This window comes from Rathayibacter sp. AY1C4, assembly GCF_002932195.1.
Taxonomy (GTDB): Bacteria; Actinomycetota; Actinomycetes; order Actinomycetales; family Microbacteriaceae; genus Rathayibacter.
Genome location: NZ_PSWE01000002.1, coordinates 61603 through 75111 on the forward strand (window position 1 = coordinate 61603; position 13509 = coordinate 75111).

The following is a 13509-nucleotide window of genomic DNA, read 5'->3' on the forward strand; positions in this document are numbered from 1 at the left end:
CATGGACCTGTTCTTCGACGTGCTCACCGCTGTGCTGCTGCTGGTCGGCGCCCTGCTCTCGCTGCTGGCCGCGATCGGCTTGATGCGGTTCGACGACCTGCTCTCCCGGATGCACGCGGGCACGAAGCCGCAGGTGCTCGGACTGATCTGCGTGATGCTCGCGGTCGCCATCCGGAACCCCGGCTTCGCCGCCGCAGGGACCATCGTGCTGGTGATCGGCTTCCAGCTGCTGACCGTGCCCGTCTCGGCGCACATGGTCGGCCGGGCGGCCTACCGGGCCGAGGCCGTCTCTCCCGGGTACCTCGTCGCCGACGAGCTCGCGGAGGCGGTCACCCGCGCCGACGAGCAGGCCCGCGCGACCGGGCCCGAGACCGCGCACGCGTCCGAGGAGCGGGCGCGCACCTCCTCCGCGCCCCCGCCCGAGGACGAGGACGGCCCGGCCGCGACCGCCTAGGCGACGAGGACGAGCTGCACGGCGGAGGCGCCGGTCATGCTGCGCAGCGCGAATCCGCCGATCGCGAGGGTGACGGCGACCAGGCCGCCGACCAGCAGCACCAGCAGCGGCACCACCCACAGCAGCGCCCGTCGGCGTCGGGCTCGGGCCTCGTCCGGTGTCTCATCGATCACCCGTCGACTGTACGGGACGGCGGAGGGCGTGCCCCCGGCGCCCCCGGGGCGCCCGATAAACTCGACCCCATGACCCTGGACTCCGCTACCTCCGGCGCGCCCGAGAACTCCCCCGGCCCCGACTCCGAGGCCGAGCACCGCCGGGGAGCCGAGTGGTGGCGCACCGCCGTCATCTACCAGATCTACCCGCGCTCCTTCGCGGACGCGGACGGCGACGGCATCGGCGACCTGCCCGGCATCGCCTCGCGCCTCGAGAGCCTCGCCGAGCTCGGCGTCGACGCGATCTGGCTCTCGCCCTTCATGACCTCGCCGCAGAAGGACGCGGGCTACGACGTCGCCGACTACTGCGACGTCGATCCGCTCTTCGGCACCCTCGCCGACTTCGACGCGATGCTCGCCCGCGCTCACGCCCTGGGCATCCGGATCATCGTCGACCTCGTCCCCAACCACTCCTCCAGCGCCCACCGCTGGTTCCAGGAGGCGCTCGCCGCTCCCGCGGGCAGCGCCGAGCGGGCGCGCTACCTGTTCCGCGACGGCCGGGGCGAGTCGGGCGAGCTGCCCCCGAACAACTGGGAGTCTGTCTTCGGCGGCCCCGCGTGGACCCGCGTCATGGAGCCCGACGGCTCGGCCGGCCAGTGGTACCTGCACCTCTTCGACACCTCGCAGCCCGACTTCGACTGGACGAACGAGTGGGTGCACGAGCGCTTCCGGGAGGTCCTCCGCTTCTGGCTCGACCGCGGCGTCGACGGCTTCCGCGTCGACGTCGCGCACGGGATGATCAAGGCCGAGGGGCTGCCCGACTACACGCCGCCCGCCGACAGCGGGTCGATGGGCGGAGTCGCTCCCGCCGACGGCGAGGAGCCCGCCACCGCCCCCTACTGGGCGCAGGACGGCGTCCACGAGATCTACCGCGACTGGCACTCCCTGCTCGCCGAGTACCCGGACGACCGCGTGCTCTGCGCCGAGGCGTGGGTGCAGCCGCTCTCCAAGCTCGCCCGCTGGGTCCGCCCCGACGAGATGCACCAGGCCTTCAACTTCGCCTACCTCGAGACCCCGTGGAGCGCACCCGCCCTCCGCGACATCATCGACTCCTCCGTCGAGGCCTTCGCCGCCGTCGGCGCCCCGTCGACCTGGGTGCTGTCGAACCACGACGTCGTGCGCCACGCGAGCCGCCTGGCACTGACGTCCGACAACCCGCAGGGCTACGGCATCGGCCCGCGCACGCCGGGACTCCCCGACCCCGTCCTGGGGCTGCGCCGCGCTCGTGCCGCGACCGCCCTCATGCTCGCGCTCCCCGGCTCCGCCTACGTCTACCAGGGCGAGGAGCTCGGGCTCCCCGAGGCGATCGACCTGCCGGACTCGGCGCGTCAGGACCCGACCTGGTTCCGCACGGGCGGCGAGCGCTACGGCCGTGACGGCTGCCGGGTGCCGATCCCGTGGGAGGCGGACGCACCCGCGTACGGCTTCAGCGGCACCGGCGACTCCTGGCTGCCGCAGCCCGGCGACTGGGCGCCGCTCGCGCGCGACCGCCAGCGCGGTGTCGCGGGCTCGACGCTAGAGCTGTACCGGTCCCTGCTCGCGGTGCGCCGCGCCGAGGACCTGGGCTCCGGCGCCGTCGAATGGCTCGAGGGCTACCCGGAGGACGTCGTGGCGTTCCGCAACGGAGCCGTCACGGTGATCGCGAACCTCGGCGAGGCTCCGGTCGAGCTGCCCGTCGGCTCCGTGGTGCTGTCCTCGGAGGAGCTGCACGAGCCGGCGCTGCCCGCCGACACCACGGTCTGGCTGCGCGCGGAGTAGCGGGCCGCGGGGTCCGCCCGGCGGCGCCCGCGTCCCGCCGCCGGTTCAGCGCCCGGCGTTGGCCTTGAGCCAGAGGTAGGAGTCGACCTTCGTCACGCCGTCGAGGCGGATCTCGAAGTGCAGGTGAGGGCCGGTCGACATGCCGGTCGTGCCCACCAGGCCGAGGAGCTGACCGACCTTCACCGGGTCGCCCTCGGACACGGCCGCCGAGCCGTGCTGCATGTGCGCGTACACGCTCGAGACGAGCTGCCCGTCGATCTCGTGGTCGACGATCACGTGCACGCCGAGCGAGCCCTCGCCGTCGATGACCGTGCGCACGACGCCGTCGGCGATCGCCTGGATGGGCGAGCCGTCGCCCGGGTTGAAGTCGGTGCCGCCGTGGTTCACCGAGCAGCCCGCGCAGTTGCGGTAGCCGAAGCGGTCGCCCACCGGCACGCCGACGGCGAAGGGCCACTGGATGGACGCGTTCGGGTCGTTCGTGAAACCGGTGTCGGAGGTGCGGACGATGTCGGCGACGTTGGTCTGCGTCTTGCGCTCCTGCACGCCGAACCCGTCGCGGGCGACCGTCTCGGCGCTGACCTCGCCGGCGACGAACGACTGCGCGCCGCGGCGGGCGTCGGCGCCGAAGGGGGTCGAGAGGCTCTGCGCCTGCACGTCCTCCGCGGTCAGGAGCGATGTGGCCGGCAGAGAGGTCGCCGCCACGATGGCCGCGACGAAGGAGAGGGCGACGAGTCCGCCGACCCGGGCCCGGCGCACGGGCCGGAGCGGCGTCGCGCGCGGTGCGGGGACGGGGGCCGGGGTGCTGCGGATCGAGGCGACGCGGCGCTCCGCTTCGCGCAGCTGCTCCGCCGTCGGAGCCGCGAGGAGGTCGTCGGAGCCGCTCGCCAGCGAGACGTCGGAGGCGAGGGCCAGAGCGCGCTCGCGCTCGCGGAGCTCGCGACGGGAGAGGGGTGGAGTCGATTCGCCGGGGGTCGATGCAGGGGCAGCGGGGGCGGGCGAATCGGGGCTCACGAAATCGATGTCTTCCGTCGGGGGCAGGGGACGAGCGGGCCTCCAGGGAGAGGCACCGCTCGGCTCCGTGAGCGCAGCCTGTGCGAACATCACGAATTCATAAAGGATAACCACGGCCGGCGGGATCCGGCCAGAGGCCGCCGCACACAGGCGCGATCGGGGCACGACGCGCGGCGAGCCCCGGCGGGATCCTGCGCCGATCCGCCTCTCGGCGCACGGAATCCTTGTCGGCTCGGCCTGGGAGAGCGGTTACACCTCGTCCGCGCGCAAGCGGCGCAGCAGATCCTCCAGCTCGGCGAAGAGAGGATCCGGTGCCGCGATGAGCAGCCCGGAGCCGAAGGGTGCGCCGTCGAGTCCCGCGACCCGCGCACCCGCCTCCTCGGCGATGAGGGCGCCCGCAGCGAGGTCCCACGGGTTCAGGCCCCGCTCGTAGTACGCGTTCAGCTGCCCGGTGGCCACCGAGCACAGGTCGAGCGCCGCCGAGCCGATGCGGCGGATGTCGCGGACCGAGCCCAGGAGCTCCTGCACCACGGCGCCCTGGCGCATCCGGCGGCCCGCGTCGTAGCCGAAGCCGGTGCCCACCAGCGCGAGCGAGAGGGAGGAGGGAGCCGAGACCTGCAGCGCGACTCCGTCCCGCTCGGCTCCCCCGCCTCGGCTGGCCGTGGTCACCTCGCCCGTCGCTCCGTTCACGACCGCGCCGGCGAGCGCGGTCCAGGTCGCGGGATCCGGCTCCCCCTCCACCACAGCGATGCTGACCGCGTAGGAGGGGATGCCGTAGAGGTAGTTGACGGTCCCGTCGATCGGATCGACGACCCAGGTCAGCCCGCTCGTGCCGCCCCCCGACCCCGACTCCTCGCCGAGGAAGCCGTCGTCCGGACGCGCCTCGGCCAGGCGCCGGCGGATCAGCTCCTCGACCTCCCGGTCCGCGGCCGTCACCACGTCCTCCGGAGACGACTTCGACGCGGCGATCTCGACACCGTCCTCCCGCCGCTGGCGGGCGAGGTGCGCCGCCTCGACGGCGATCGAGCGGGCGATGGCGAGGAGGGGGGCGTTGTCGCTCATGGTCCCAGCCTAGGGATCGGGCCCATCATGGGGGGATGAGCACCCCTATCGCCCTCACCGGAGCCACCGGAGCCGTGGGCGGTCGCGTCGCGCGCGAGCTCGCCGACGCCGGTCACGCCCTCCGCCTGCTGGTCCGCGACCCGTCCCGCGCGCCCGAGCTCACCGGGGCCGAGGTGGTGCGCTCCTCCTTCGCCGACGCGGGCGACTCGCTCGAGGGCGTGCGCCTCCTCCTGATGGTCTCCGCCTCCGAGAACGAGGAGCGCCGCGCCGAGCACCTCGCGTTCGTCGGTGCAGCCGCCGCCGCGGGTGTCGAGCACGTCGTCTACACCTCCTTCGCCGGAGCCGCACCCGACGCGGTCTTCACCCTCGCCCGAGACCACGCGGCCACCGAGGACGCGATCCGCCGCTCGGGCATGGGCTGGACGTTACTCCGCGACAACCTCTACCTCGACTTCCTGCCCGCGATGCTCGGCGAGGACGGCGCGATCCGCGGACCCGCGGGAACGGGCCGGGCCGCCGTCGTCGCGCGCGAGGATGTGGCCCGCTCGGCCGCGGCTGTCCTCCGCTCCCCCTCCGAGCACCGCGGAGCCGCCTACGAGCTGACCGGGCCCGAGGCCCTCACCCTCGACGAGGTCGCGGCGACCCTGACGGCGGCGGGCCGCCCCGCCGTGTACGTCGACGAGACCCTCGAGGAGGCGTACGCGTCACGCCGCCGCTGGAACGCACCGGGCTGGCAGCTGGACGCCTGGGTCAGCACCTACTCCGCGATCGCCGCCGGACAGCTGGAGCACGTCTCGTCCGACGTCGAGCGGCTGACCGGACGGCCGCCGCTCTCCCTCGCAGCGTTCCTGGAGCAGGAGGCGCGGGGCTGAGGCGACGGGGCGGGCCGGAAAGGCGCTCCCCCGGAAAGGCGCTCCGCCGGAAGGGCGATCCCCCGACATGCGGAACGCCCCGCGCATCTCGTGATGCCGGGGCGTCTGCTGGGTGTTCCTGCTCGGTGGCGAGTGAGGGATTCGAACCCCCGAAGGCTACGCCGTCTGATTTACAGTCAGATCCCTTTGGCCGCTAGGGTAACTCGCCGTGGCGCACCCGACCACGTGTTCACAACCGGAGGCGCTCAGCAAGGATACCCACGCGACCGGCGGATCGGAAATCGGTGCCGCGAGGCCTCAGTCCGCCTCCGCCGCGTAGCGGGACGCCGCCTCCGCGACCTTCCCCGCGTAGCTCCCGGCCGGGTTGTAGGCCGCGATCGCCGCCCGCCATCCCGACTCCGTCGAGAGGTCGCCGCCGGCGTCGCAGAGGTACCGGGCGGCGGTCACCGCCTGCTGGTCCACGTTCTGCGGATCCCATCCGCTCGACGCCCACGCCATCCACGTCGCCGGGATGATCTGCAGCGGACCCATCGCCCGGTCGACCTCGGCGTCGCCGTCCAGAGCCCCGCCGTCGTTGTCGGGGACCCGGTCGAAGCGCGTTCCGTCCAGGCGCGGACCGTAGATCGGCTCCGTCGGCCGCCCGTCCTCGCCCAGCTCGCCGCCGTCGATCGTGCCGTGCCTGCTCTCGACGTAGCCGATGCCGGCCAGGGTCGCCCAGTCCAACCGGCAGTCGGGGTCGACCGACGCCGTGAGGAGGGCCGTGCCCGCGTAGGCGGTGAGCGCACGCAGCGGGATGCCGCTCCCCTCGGACGCCGTGCCCAGCCACGCCTCGTCGGCGAGCAGTCGCACCGGCGTCGCCGCGGCCTGCTCGGGATCCTCCAGCACGACGGGGTCGGCCGCGACGGGAGCGGTCGCCGCGGGAGGGACTGTGGACAGGCCCTCCTCGACCGTCAGCGCGGGCGGCCGCTGGCCGCAGCCGGCCAGGAGGAGGCCGGCGAGCGGGACGAGGACGAGAACGGGGAGGCGGCGCACCCCTCAGAGGTACCAGCCGCGCCTGGGGCCGGGCTCCGCCACGCCTGAAAGCTAAACTCGGAGCCATGGCAGATTCAACGTTCGACGTCGTCAGCAAGATCGACAAGATGGAGGCGGACAACGCCCTGAACCAGGCCCACAAGGAGGTCGAGCAGCGCTACGACTTCAAGAACGTCGGCGCCTCGATCGCCTGGAGCGGCGAGAAGATCCTGATCAAGGCCAACACCGAGGAGCGGGCGAACGCCATCCTCGACGTCTTCCAGTCGAAGCTGATCAAGCGCGGCATCAGCCTCAAGAGCCTCGACGCGGGCGAGCCCTTCGCGTCCGGCAAGGAGTACCGGATCGAGGCCACCCTCAAGGAGGGCATCGACCAGGAGCACGCGAAGAAGATCAACAAGCTCATCCGCGACGAGGCGCCGAAGTCGGTCAAGTCGCAGATCCAGGGCGACGAGCTCCGCGTCTCCTCGAAGAGCCGCGACGACCTCCAGGCGACCATGGCGCTCCTGCGCGGGGCCGACCTCGAGCTCGACCTCCAGTTCGTCAACTTCCGCTGAGGAATGACGCACACGGGAGCACGCGCGTGACCGCCGGAATCGACGAGCCCGACCGGCGGGGCCGCACCGGACTCGACAGGGACGGGCTCGACCTCGTCGGGAACCCCGACGTGGTCGTGAAGGAGGTCACCCTCCTCTCGAGCGACTGGTACGTCCTCCGCACCACCCGCTTCGACTACCGGCACCGCGACGGCAGCTGGACGAGCGAGCAGCGCGAGACCTACGACCGGGGTAACGGCGCGGCGGTCCTGCTCTACGACGCCGACGCGCGCACCGTCGTCCTGATCCGGCAGTTCCGCTACCCCGCGTACGTGAACGGCGACCTCGACGGGATGCTCCTCGAAGTGCCCGCCGGTCTCCTGGACGAGGACGGGCCCGAGGAGGGCGCCCGCCGCGAGGCGTCCGAGGAGACCGGACTCGAGGTCGGCCGGCTCGAGCACGTGTTCGACGCGTTCATGAGCCCCGGCTCGGTCACCGAGAAGCTGCACTTCTACGCCGGGCGCTACCGCGCGGGGACCCGCAGCGGAGCGTTCGCGGGACTCGCCGACGAGGGCGAGGACATCGAGGTCCTCGAGCTCTCGTTCGACGAGGCGCTGACCCAAATCGGCGTGCAGATCGTCGACGCGAAGACGATCATGCTCCTGCAGTGGGCGGCCCTGTCCGGCCCGTTCTCGCGCTGACCCGCGGACGTCGCGGCTCCGTGCGCCTCAGCGCGCGTACTCGGCGAGGGCGCGTCCGGTCAGCGTGTCCGCCGCCGCGAGCCCGGCCGGAGTCCCCTCGAAGACGATCGTCCCTCCGTCGTGCCCGGCTCCGGGCCCCACGTCGATGATCCAGTCCGCGTGCGCCATCAGGGCGCGGTGGTGCTCGATCACCACGACCGAGTTCCCGGAGTCGACCAGCCGGTCGAGCAGTCCGAGCAGTGTGTCGACGTCCGCGAGGTGCAGGCCCGTGGTCGGCTCGTCGAGCAGGTAGACGGATCCGGACGAGGCCATGTTGATCGCGAGCTTGAGGCGCTGGCGCTCGCCCCCGGACAGCGTGTTCAACGGCTGTCCGAGCGTGAGGTAGCCGAGACCGACGTCGACGAGACGGGCGAGCACCGTGTGCGCCGGTCCGCTCGCGAAGAACTCCGCGGCGTCGACGATCGGCATCGAGAGCACCTCGTGGATGTTCCTCCCGCGGAGGCGGTACTCGAGCACCTCAGCGGTGAACCGCTTGCCGTCGCACTCCTCGCAGACCGACGAGACCGTCGCGGCGGGGCCCAGCTCGGTGAAGATCATCCCGGCCCCCTTGCAGACGGGGCAGGCGCCTGCCGAGTTCGCGCTGAAGAGCGCCGGTCTCACACCGTTCGCCTTCGCGAAGGCCGCCCGGATCGCGTCGAGGACCCCGGTGTAGGTCGCCGGATTGCTGCGCCGCGAGCCGCGGATCGGCGACTGGTCGGCCACCACCACGCCGGGCCGACCCGCGAGCGAGCCGTGCAGGAGCGACGACTTCCCCGACCCTGCGACTCCGGTGACGACGGTCAGCACGCCCAGCGGGACGTCCACGTCGACGCCGCGGAGGTTGTGCGTGGAGGCCCCGCGGATCTCCACCGCCCCGGTCGGACGGCGCACGGCCTCCTTCAGCGGGACGCGGTGACCGAGATGACGGCCCGTCAGGGTGTCGGACGTGCGCAGCTGCGCCACCGTCCCCTCGAACCGCAGCTCGCCGCCGTGCGCACCGGCCCTCGGACCGAGGTCGACCACGTGATCGGCGATCTCGATGATCTCCGGCTTGTGCTCGACCACCAGGACGGTGTTGCCCTTGTCCCGCAGGCGGCGCAGCAGCTCGATCATCCGCGAGACGTCGTGCGGATGCAGACCCGCCGTCGGCTCGTCGAAGACGTACGTGACGTCCGTGAGGCTCGATCCCAGATGCCGCACCATCTTGACCCGCTGCGCCTCACCGCCCGAGAGGGTGCCCGACTCCCGATCGAGCGACAGGTAGCCCAGCCCGACCTGGACGAGGGCGTCGAGCGTCCCGAGGAGGGTCTCGACGATAGGAGCGACGGACGGCGCCTGCAGCCCGCGGAGCCACGCGGCGAGGTCGGTCGCCTGCAGCGCGGCGCACTCGGCGATGTTCCGGCCCCCGATGCGCGACTCCAGTGCCGCGCGGGTGAGCCGGCCGCCTCCGCACTCGGGACAGGCGGCGAAGGTGGCCACCCGCTCGGCGAAGGCGCGGATGTGCGGCTGCGCCGCCTCCTTCGCCAGGTAGAGGCGGGTGACCTTCAGCAGGAGGCCCTCGTAGGTCATCGTCATCCCGGCGATGGCCATCTTCGTGGCCGGACGGTGGAGGAACGCGTCCATCTGCTCGGGCGTGAAGTCGGCGATCGGCACATCGGCCGGATAGAGGCCCGACTCGGCGAGGCCCTTCCAGTACCAGCCGCCGACGACGAAGTTGGGGATCGCGTCGAGAGCGCCGCCCTCGAGCGACTTCGAGCGGTCGATCAGCGCGTCGAGGTCGATGCTCGACACCCGGCCCGTCCCCTCGCACCGCGGGCACATCCCCTCCGGCAGGTTGAAGGAGAACGCACCGCTCGTGCCCGCGTGCGGATCGCCGATCCGGCTGAAGAGGATCCGCAGCATCGTGTACGCGTCGGTCGCCGTGCCGACCGTGGACCGGCCGTTCGACCCCATCCGCTCCTGGTCGACGACGATCGTGGCCGACAGTCCGTCGAGCGACTCCACGTCCGGGCGGGCCGGCGACCCCATGAACTGCTGCACGAAGGCGGAGTAGGTCTCGTTGATGAGGCGCTGGGACTCGGCCGCGATGGTGCCGAAGACGAGCGACGACTTGCCGGAGCCCGAGACCCCGGTGAACACGGTGATCCTCCGCTTCGGGATGTCGACGTCGATCCCCCGGAGGTTGTTCTGGCGCGCACCGCGCACCCGGATGACGTCGTGGGGCGAGGCCGTGGTCATGCTGTCTCCGTCCAGAGCGGTGCCCGAATCCTAGAGGAGGTGCGCGGCGTCCGCGCCGGAACGACGAACGGCCCCCCGGAGTGCACCGGAGGGCCGTTCGGAGAGCACGCGTCAGAGCGCGACCGGCTCCGCCCGCGAGATCGCGATCATGTCCTCGCGAGGAACGACCTTCACGCGCGCACGGCCCTCGGGCTCGCCGAGCGCCATCTCGTGCTCGTCCAGCCGGTGCCAGCCGTCGAGATCCGTGTAGGCGATCTCCCGCTCCTCGAGCAGGGCGACCACGGCCGCCTCCTCGGGGTGCTCGGGCGTCCACCAGGACGCCTGGTCGTTGAGCACGTGCGCGACGGTCTCCATGGCGTCGGACTTGGTGTGCCCGATGAGGCCCACCGGTCCGCGCTTGATCCAGCCGGTCGCGTACACGCCGTGGACCTGCTGGTCCTCGTCGTCCAGGACCTGGCCCTCGCGGTTCGGGATCACGCCGCGCATCTCGTCGAACGGGAGGCCGTCGAGCGGCGAGCCGAAGTAGCCGACCGCGCGGTACACGGCCTGGACCGGGACCTCGCGGATCTCACCCGTGCCGCGCACTCCGCCCTCGCCGTCCGGCTCGGTGCGCTCGTACCGGATCGCGCCGACCCGACCGGATCCGTCGTCCACGAACTCGAGCGGCTTCGCCCAGAAGTGCAGGTGGAGACGACGCGAGGCGCTCCCGACCTCGCGGGTGCGCCACTGGTTGAGCACCCGGTTGATGACCATGACCTGCTTGTTGGTCGCGATGGCGGCCTCCGAAGCGGGATCGAGGTCGAAGTCCTCGTCGGCGACGATCATGTCGACGTCGCGCAGCTCGCCCAGCTCGCGCAGCTCCAGCGGCGTGAACTTCACCTGAGCGGGACCGCGGCGCCCGAAGACGTGCACGTCGGTGACAGGAGACGCCTTCAGCCCCTCGTAGACGTTCGGCGGGACCTCGGTGGGCAGGAGGTCCTCGGCGTGCTTCGCCAGCATCCGCGAGACGTCGAGCGCCACGTTGCCGTTGCCGATGACGGCGACGGAGGACGCCTCCAGCGGCCAGGTGCGCGACACGTCGGGGTGGCCGTCGAACCAGCTGACGAAGTCGGCCGCACCGTAGGAGCCCTGGAGCTCGACACCCGGGACGTCGAGCGGAGCGTCGCGGACGGCGCCGGTCGCGAAGATCACGGCGTGGTAGTGCCGCTTGAGATCCTCGAGCGTGATGTCGGTCCCGAAGTGCACGTTGCCGAAGATGCGGATGTCGCCCCGGTCGAGCACCTCCCGCAGCGCGGTGATGATCCCCTTGATGCGCGGGTGATCGGGCGCGACGCCGTAGCGGACCAGGCCGTAGGGCGCGGGCAGGTGCTCGAACAGATCGATCGAGACGTCGTACTTCTTCTCGGCCTTGATCATGAGGTCGGCGGCGTAGATGCCCGCGGGACCCGCGCCGACGATGGCCAGCCTGAGCTTGGTCATTGCGTTCCTCCTGCCGGGGCGCCGCAGCGCACAACCGGTCTCATTCCTGCGGCGCAGGGCGCGCCGCGACGATCGGGGTCAGCCGTTGCGCTCGACGACGGTGTCGGCGAAGCGCGTCAGCGCCTTGCGGACGGAGCCGTCGGGCAGCGGAGCGAGGGCGGCGACGGCCTCGTCGGCCCACCGGTGGGCCTCGGCGAGGGTCTGCGCGGTGACGTCGTGATCGCGCAGCTGAGCGATGGCGTCCGAGATGTCGGCCCTCTGCTCCTCCGTGTGCGCGATGGCGTCGTTCGAGCGGCTCACATAGCTCTCGATGCGGGCGAGGAGAGCCGCGGCGTCCCTGTCCGAGGAGGCGCGCTCGCGCAGGCGCAGGATCGGCAGCGTCGACACGCCGGCGCGGATGTCCGTGCCGGGGTTCTTGCCGGTCTCCTCCGGCTGGGGAGAGAGGTCGATGACGTCGTCGACGATCTGGAACGCGACGCCGATCTTCTCGCCGAAGACGCGCATGGCCTCCTCGTACTCCTCCGGAGCCTCCGAGAACGCGACTCCCGTGCGGCCCGCCGCGGCGATCAGGGACCCGGTCTTGTCGGCCAGGACGGACAGGTAGTGCTCGACCGGGTCCTCGCCGTCGGTCGGGCCGACCGTCTCGTGCAGCTGCCCGAGGACGAGCCGCTCGAACGTGTCGGCCTGGAGCCGGATCGCCTTGTCGCCGAGCTCGACCATCAGCTGGTTCGCGCGGGCGAAGAGCAGATCGCCCGTCAGGATGGCCACGTTGTTGCCCCACACGGTCTGCGCCGACGGGACGCCGCGGCGCTTCTCCGCCTCGTCCATGACGTCGTCGTGGTAGAGCGATGCGAGATGCGTGATCTCGATCGCCTGCGCACCGAGCAGGACCTGCGGCGTGTTGCCGCGGCCCAGCGACGCGGCCAGGAGGGTGAGCATCGGGCGCACGCGCTTGCCGCCCGCCTCGAGGAGGTACCGGGTGGAGACGTCGGCCACAGCGTCCGCGAAGGACAGCTGCCGGACGAGACCCTCCTCGACCTGCTCCAGACCCGCGTCGATCGTGCGGGCGAGAGCCCGGTCCGACGAGGAGGAGAAGATGCGCTCGGAGAGGCCGAGCTGCGCCGTCAGAGACGGGCTGCGACGGGCGACGGGCGCAGTGGCGTTCACAGGGAAACCCTAACGTCTCGGCCTGTGCGGACCCCGGTCGTCATCGGGTCGCCGCGATCGGCTTGACGCCGCGGTGCAGCGCCACGATGCCAGCGGTCAGATCGCGGTAGGCCACGCGCTCGAAGCCCGCCGCGCGGAGCCAGGCGGCGACGACGCTCTGCTCCGGCCAGGCCCGGATGGAATCGCCGAGATAGTCGTACGCAGGATTGTTCGACGACGCGAGGCGCACGACGGCGGGCATGACCGTCGACAGGTAGAAGTCGTACGCGGCGGCCAGCGGAGCGATCGGCGGAGTCGAGAACTCGCAGATCACGACCCGGCCGCCGGGCTTCAGCACACGCAGGAACTCGGCGAGCGCCGTCCTCGGCTCGGCCACGTTGCGCAGACCGAACGAGATGGTCACGGCGTCGAACGACTCGTCCTCGAACGGGAGGTCCATCGCGTCGGCCTGGACGAACTCGATCCGGTCGTTGCCCGCCTGACGGCGACGGCCGACGGCGATCATCCCCGGGGAGAAGTCGGCTGCGACGACCTGGGCGCCCGACCGCGCCAGCGACGCGCTCGACGTTCCGGTGCCGGCCGCGATGTCGAGAATGCGCTCACCGGGAGCAGGGTTGACGGCGCGAGTCGTCGCGATCCGCCAGAGCCGGTCGTTCCCCACCGAGAGGAGTCCGTTCACCAGGTCGTAGGCGGGAGCCACGGTGTCGAACATCGAGGCGACCTCGTCGGGCCGTTTGGTGAGGTCTGCCTTCGTCACGATCCGCAAGTCTACGGCGAGACGAGGGACGGCGGCTGTGCATCCGCCGTCCCGCGCCCGGTCGGCGCGCTCCCCCCTGGGGAAGCGCCGGGACCGCCCCGCTCCGCCTCGCGCGGCGGCCCCGGACCGGATCACGGTAGCAACGGAGCCCTGCGCCCCGAGCCCCGCGGCATGGGACGTCCCATCCTCTGGCG

The 13509-nt window shown here is 72.1% G+C and carries 13 protein-coding genes and 1 tRNA gene; 5 read left to right on the forward strand and 9 right to left on the reverse strand.

The window, feature by feature from the left end:
- Position 1 precedes the first annotated feature (1 nt).
- Positions 2 to 454 carry a monovalent cation/H(+) antiporter subunit G gene (gene mnhG / locus C5C99_RS01475; RefSeq protein WP_244229587.1) on the forward strand — a complete coding sequence of 151 codons (453 nt, stop codon included), beginning with the start codon at positions 2 to 4 and terminating at the stop codon, positions 452 to 454.
- Here the strand turns inward: mnhG and C5C99_RS16975 are convergent.
- Positions 451 to 627 carry a hypothetical protein gene (locus C5C99_RS16975; protein WP_159939698.1) on the reverse strand — a complete coding sequence of 59 codons (177 nt, stop codon included), beginning with the start codon at positions 625 to 627 and terminating at the stop codon, positions 451 to 453. The two genes, mnhG and C5C99_RS16975, sit on opposite strands and share 4 nt — an antisense overlap.
- A 69-nt stretch (positions 628 to 696) precedes the next feature.
- Between C5C99_RS16975 and C5C99_RS01480 the strand changes: the two genes are divergently transcribed.
- Positions 697 to 2424, forward strand: a complete 1728-nt coding sequence (locus tag C5C99_RS01480) for a glycoside hydrolase family 13 protein (protein ID WP_104339484.1) — start codon at positions 697 to 699, stop codon at positions 2422 to 2424.
- Between the two features lie 45 nt (positions 2425 to 2469).
- On the opposite strand, the gene C5C99_RS01485 is transcribed toward C5C99_RS01480, so the two are convergent.
- Together C5C99_RS01485 and C5C99_RS01490 are read right to left on the reverse strand one after the other, a co-directional pair.
- Positions 2470 to 3435, reverse strand: a complete 966-nt coding sequence (locus tag C5C99_RS01485; RefSeq protein WP_104339485.1) for a M23 family metallopeptidase — start codon at positions 3433 to 3435, stop codon at positions 2470 to 2472.
- Between the two features lie 249 nt (positions 3436 to 3684).
- Entirely contained in the window at positions 3685 to 4497 is an 813-nt protein-coding gene (locus C5C99_RS01490; protein WP_104233409.1) for an inositol monophosphatase family protein, read from the reverse strand.
- Positions 4498 to 4532: 35 nt separating this feature from the next.
- On the opposite strand from C5C99_RS01490, the gene C5C99_RS01495 reads away from it, so the two are divergent.
- A complete protein-coding gene (locus tag C5C99_RS01495; protein WP_104272791.1) occupies positions 4533 to 5369 on the forward strand; it encodes an SDR family oxidoreductase in 837 nt (278 codons plus the stop codon).
- Between the two features lie 126 nt (positions 5370 to 5495).
- Here the strand turns inward: C5C99_RS01495 and C5C99_RS01500 are convergent.
- Positions 5496 to 5577: transfer RNA gene (locus tag C5C99_RS01500), tRNA-Tyr, on the reverse strand.
- An 89-nt stretch (positions 5578 to 5666) separates the two neighbouring features.
- Complete coding sequence (locus C5C99_RS01505; protein WP_104247936.1) at positions 5667 to 6401, reverse strand: hypothetical protein; 735 nt, start codon at positions 6399 to 6401, stop codon at positions 5667 to 5669.
- Between the two features lie 65 nt (positions 6402 to 6466).
- On the opposite strand from C5C99_RS01505, the gene C5C99_RS01510 reads away from it, so the two are divergent.
- Complete coding sequence (locus tag C5C99_RS01510; protein WP_104223606.1) at positions 6467 to 6955, forward strand: YajQ family cyclic di-GMP-binding protein; 489 nt, start codon at positions 6467 to 6469, stop codon at positions 6953 to 6955.
- 26 nt (positions 6956 to 6981) lie between these two features.
- Positions 6982 to 7635, forward strand: a complete 654-nt coding sequence (locus C5C99_RS01515) for an NUDIX domain-containing protein (protein ID WP_104223605.1) — start codon at positions 6982 to 6984, stop codon at positions 7633 to 7635.
- 27 nt (positions 7636 to 7662) lie between these two features.
- Here C5C99_RS01515 and C5C99_RS01520 read toward each other — a convergent pair whose 3' ends face one another.
- The 4 genes from C5C99_RS01520 to ubiE all read right to left on the reverse strand — a co-directional run bounded on the left by C5C99_RS01520 (position 7663) and on the right by ubiE (position 13315).
- Positions 7663 to 9912: an excinuclease ABC subunit UvrA gene (locus C5C99_RS01520; protein WP_104339486.1), complete on the reverse strand. Its 2250-nt coding sequence runs from the start codon at positions 9910 to 9912 to the stop codon at positions 7663 to 7665.
- A gap of 111 nt (positions 9913 to 10023) precedes the next feature.
- Positions 10024 to 11391, reverse strand: coding sequence for an FAD-dependent oxidoreductase (locus C5C99_RS01525; protein WP_104257164.1), 1368 nt, complete (start codon positions 11389 to 11391; stop codon positions 10024 to 10026).
- A gap of 78 nt (positions 11392 to 11469) precedes the next feature.
- The gene (locus C5C99_RS01530; protein ID WP_104339487.1) at positions 11470 to 12558 is read right to left on the reverse strand and encodes a polyprenyl synthetase family protein; all 1089 of its coding nucleotides are present in this window, start codon (positions 12556 to 12558) and stop codon (positions 11470 to 11472) included.
- 40 nt (positions 12559 to 12598) lie between these two features.
- Complete coding sequence (gene ubiE / locus C5C99_RS01535) at positions 12599 to 13315, reverse strand: bifunctional demethylmenaquinone methyltransferase/2-methoxy-6-polyprenyl-1,4-benzoquinol methylase UbiE (protein ID WP_104226060.1); 717 nt, start codon at positions 13313 to 13315, stop codon at positions 12599 to 12601.
- Between the last annotated feature and the right edge of the window lie 194 nt (positions 13316 to 13509).

What these genes read in the sequence shown, in the direction of transcription:
- mnhG (WP_244229587.1), top strand. Translation starts at nt 2, where the DNA reads ATGGACCTGTTCTTCGACGTGCTCACCGCTGTGCTGCTGCTGGTCGGC.
- C5C99_RS01490 (WP_104233409.1), bottom strand. Translation starts at nt 4,497, where the DNA reads ATGAGCGACAACGCCCCCCTCCTCGCCATCGCCCGCTCGATCGCCGTC.
- C5C99_RS01495 (WP_104272791.1), top strand. Translation starts at nt 4,533, where the DNA reads ATGAGCACCCCTATCGCCCTCACCGGAGCCACCGGAGCCGTGGGCGGT.
- C5C99_RS01480 (WP_104339484.1), top strand. Translation starts at nt 697, where the DNA reads ATGACCCTGGACTCCGCTACCTCCGGCGCGCCCGAGAACTCCCCCGGC.
- C5C99_RS01520 (WP_104339486.1), bottom strand. Translation starts at nt 9,912, where the DNA reads ATGACCACGGCCTCGCCCCACGACGTCATCCGGGTGCGCGGTGCGCGC.
- C5C99_RS01510 (WP_104223606.1), top strand. Translation starts at nt 6,467, where the DNA reads ATGGCAGATTCAACGTTCGACGTCGTCAGCAAGATCGACAAGATGGAG.
- C5C99_RS01525 (WP_104257164.1), bottom strand. Translation starts at nt 11,391, where the DNA reads ATGACCAAGCTCAGGCTGGCCATCGTCGGCGCGGGTCCCGCGGGCATC.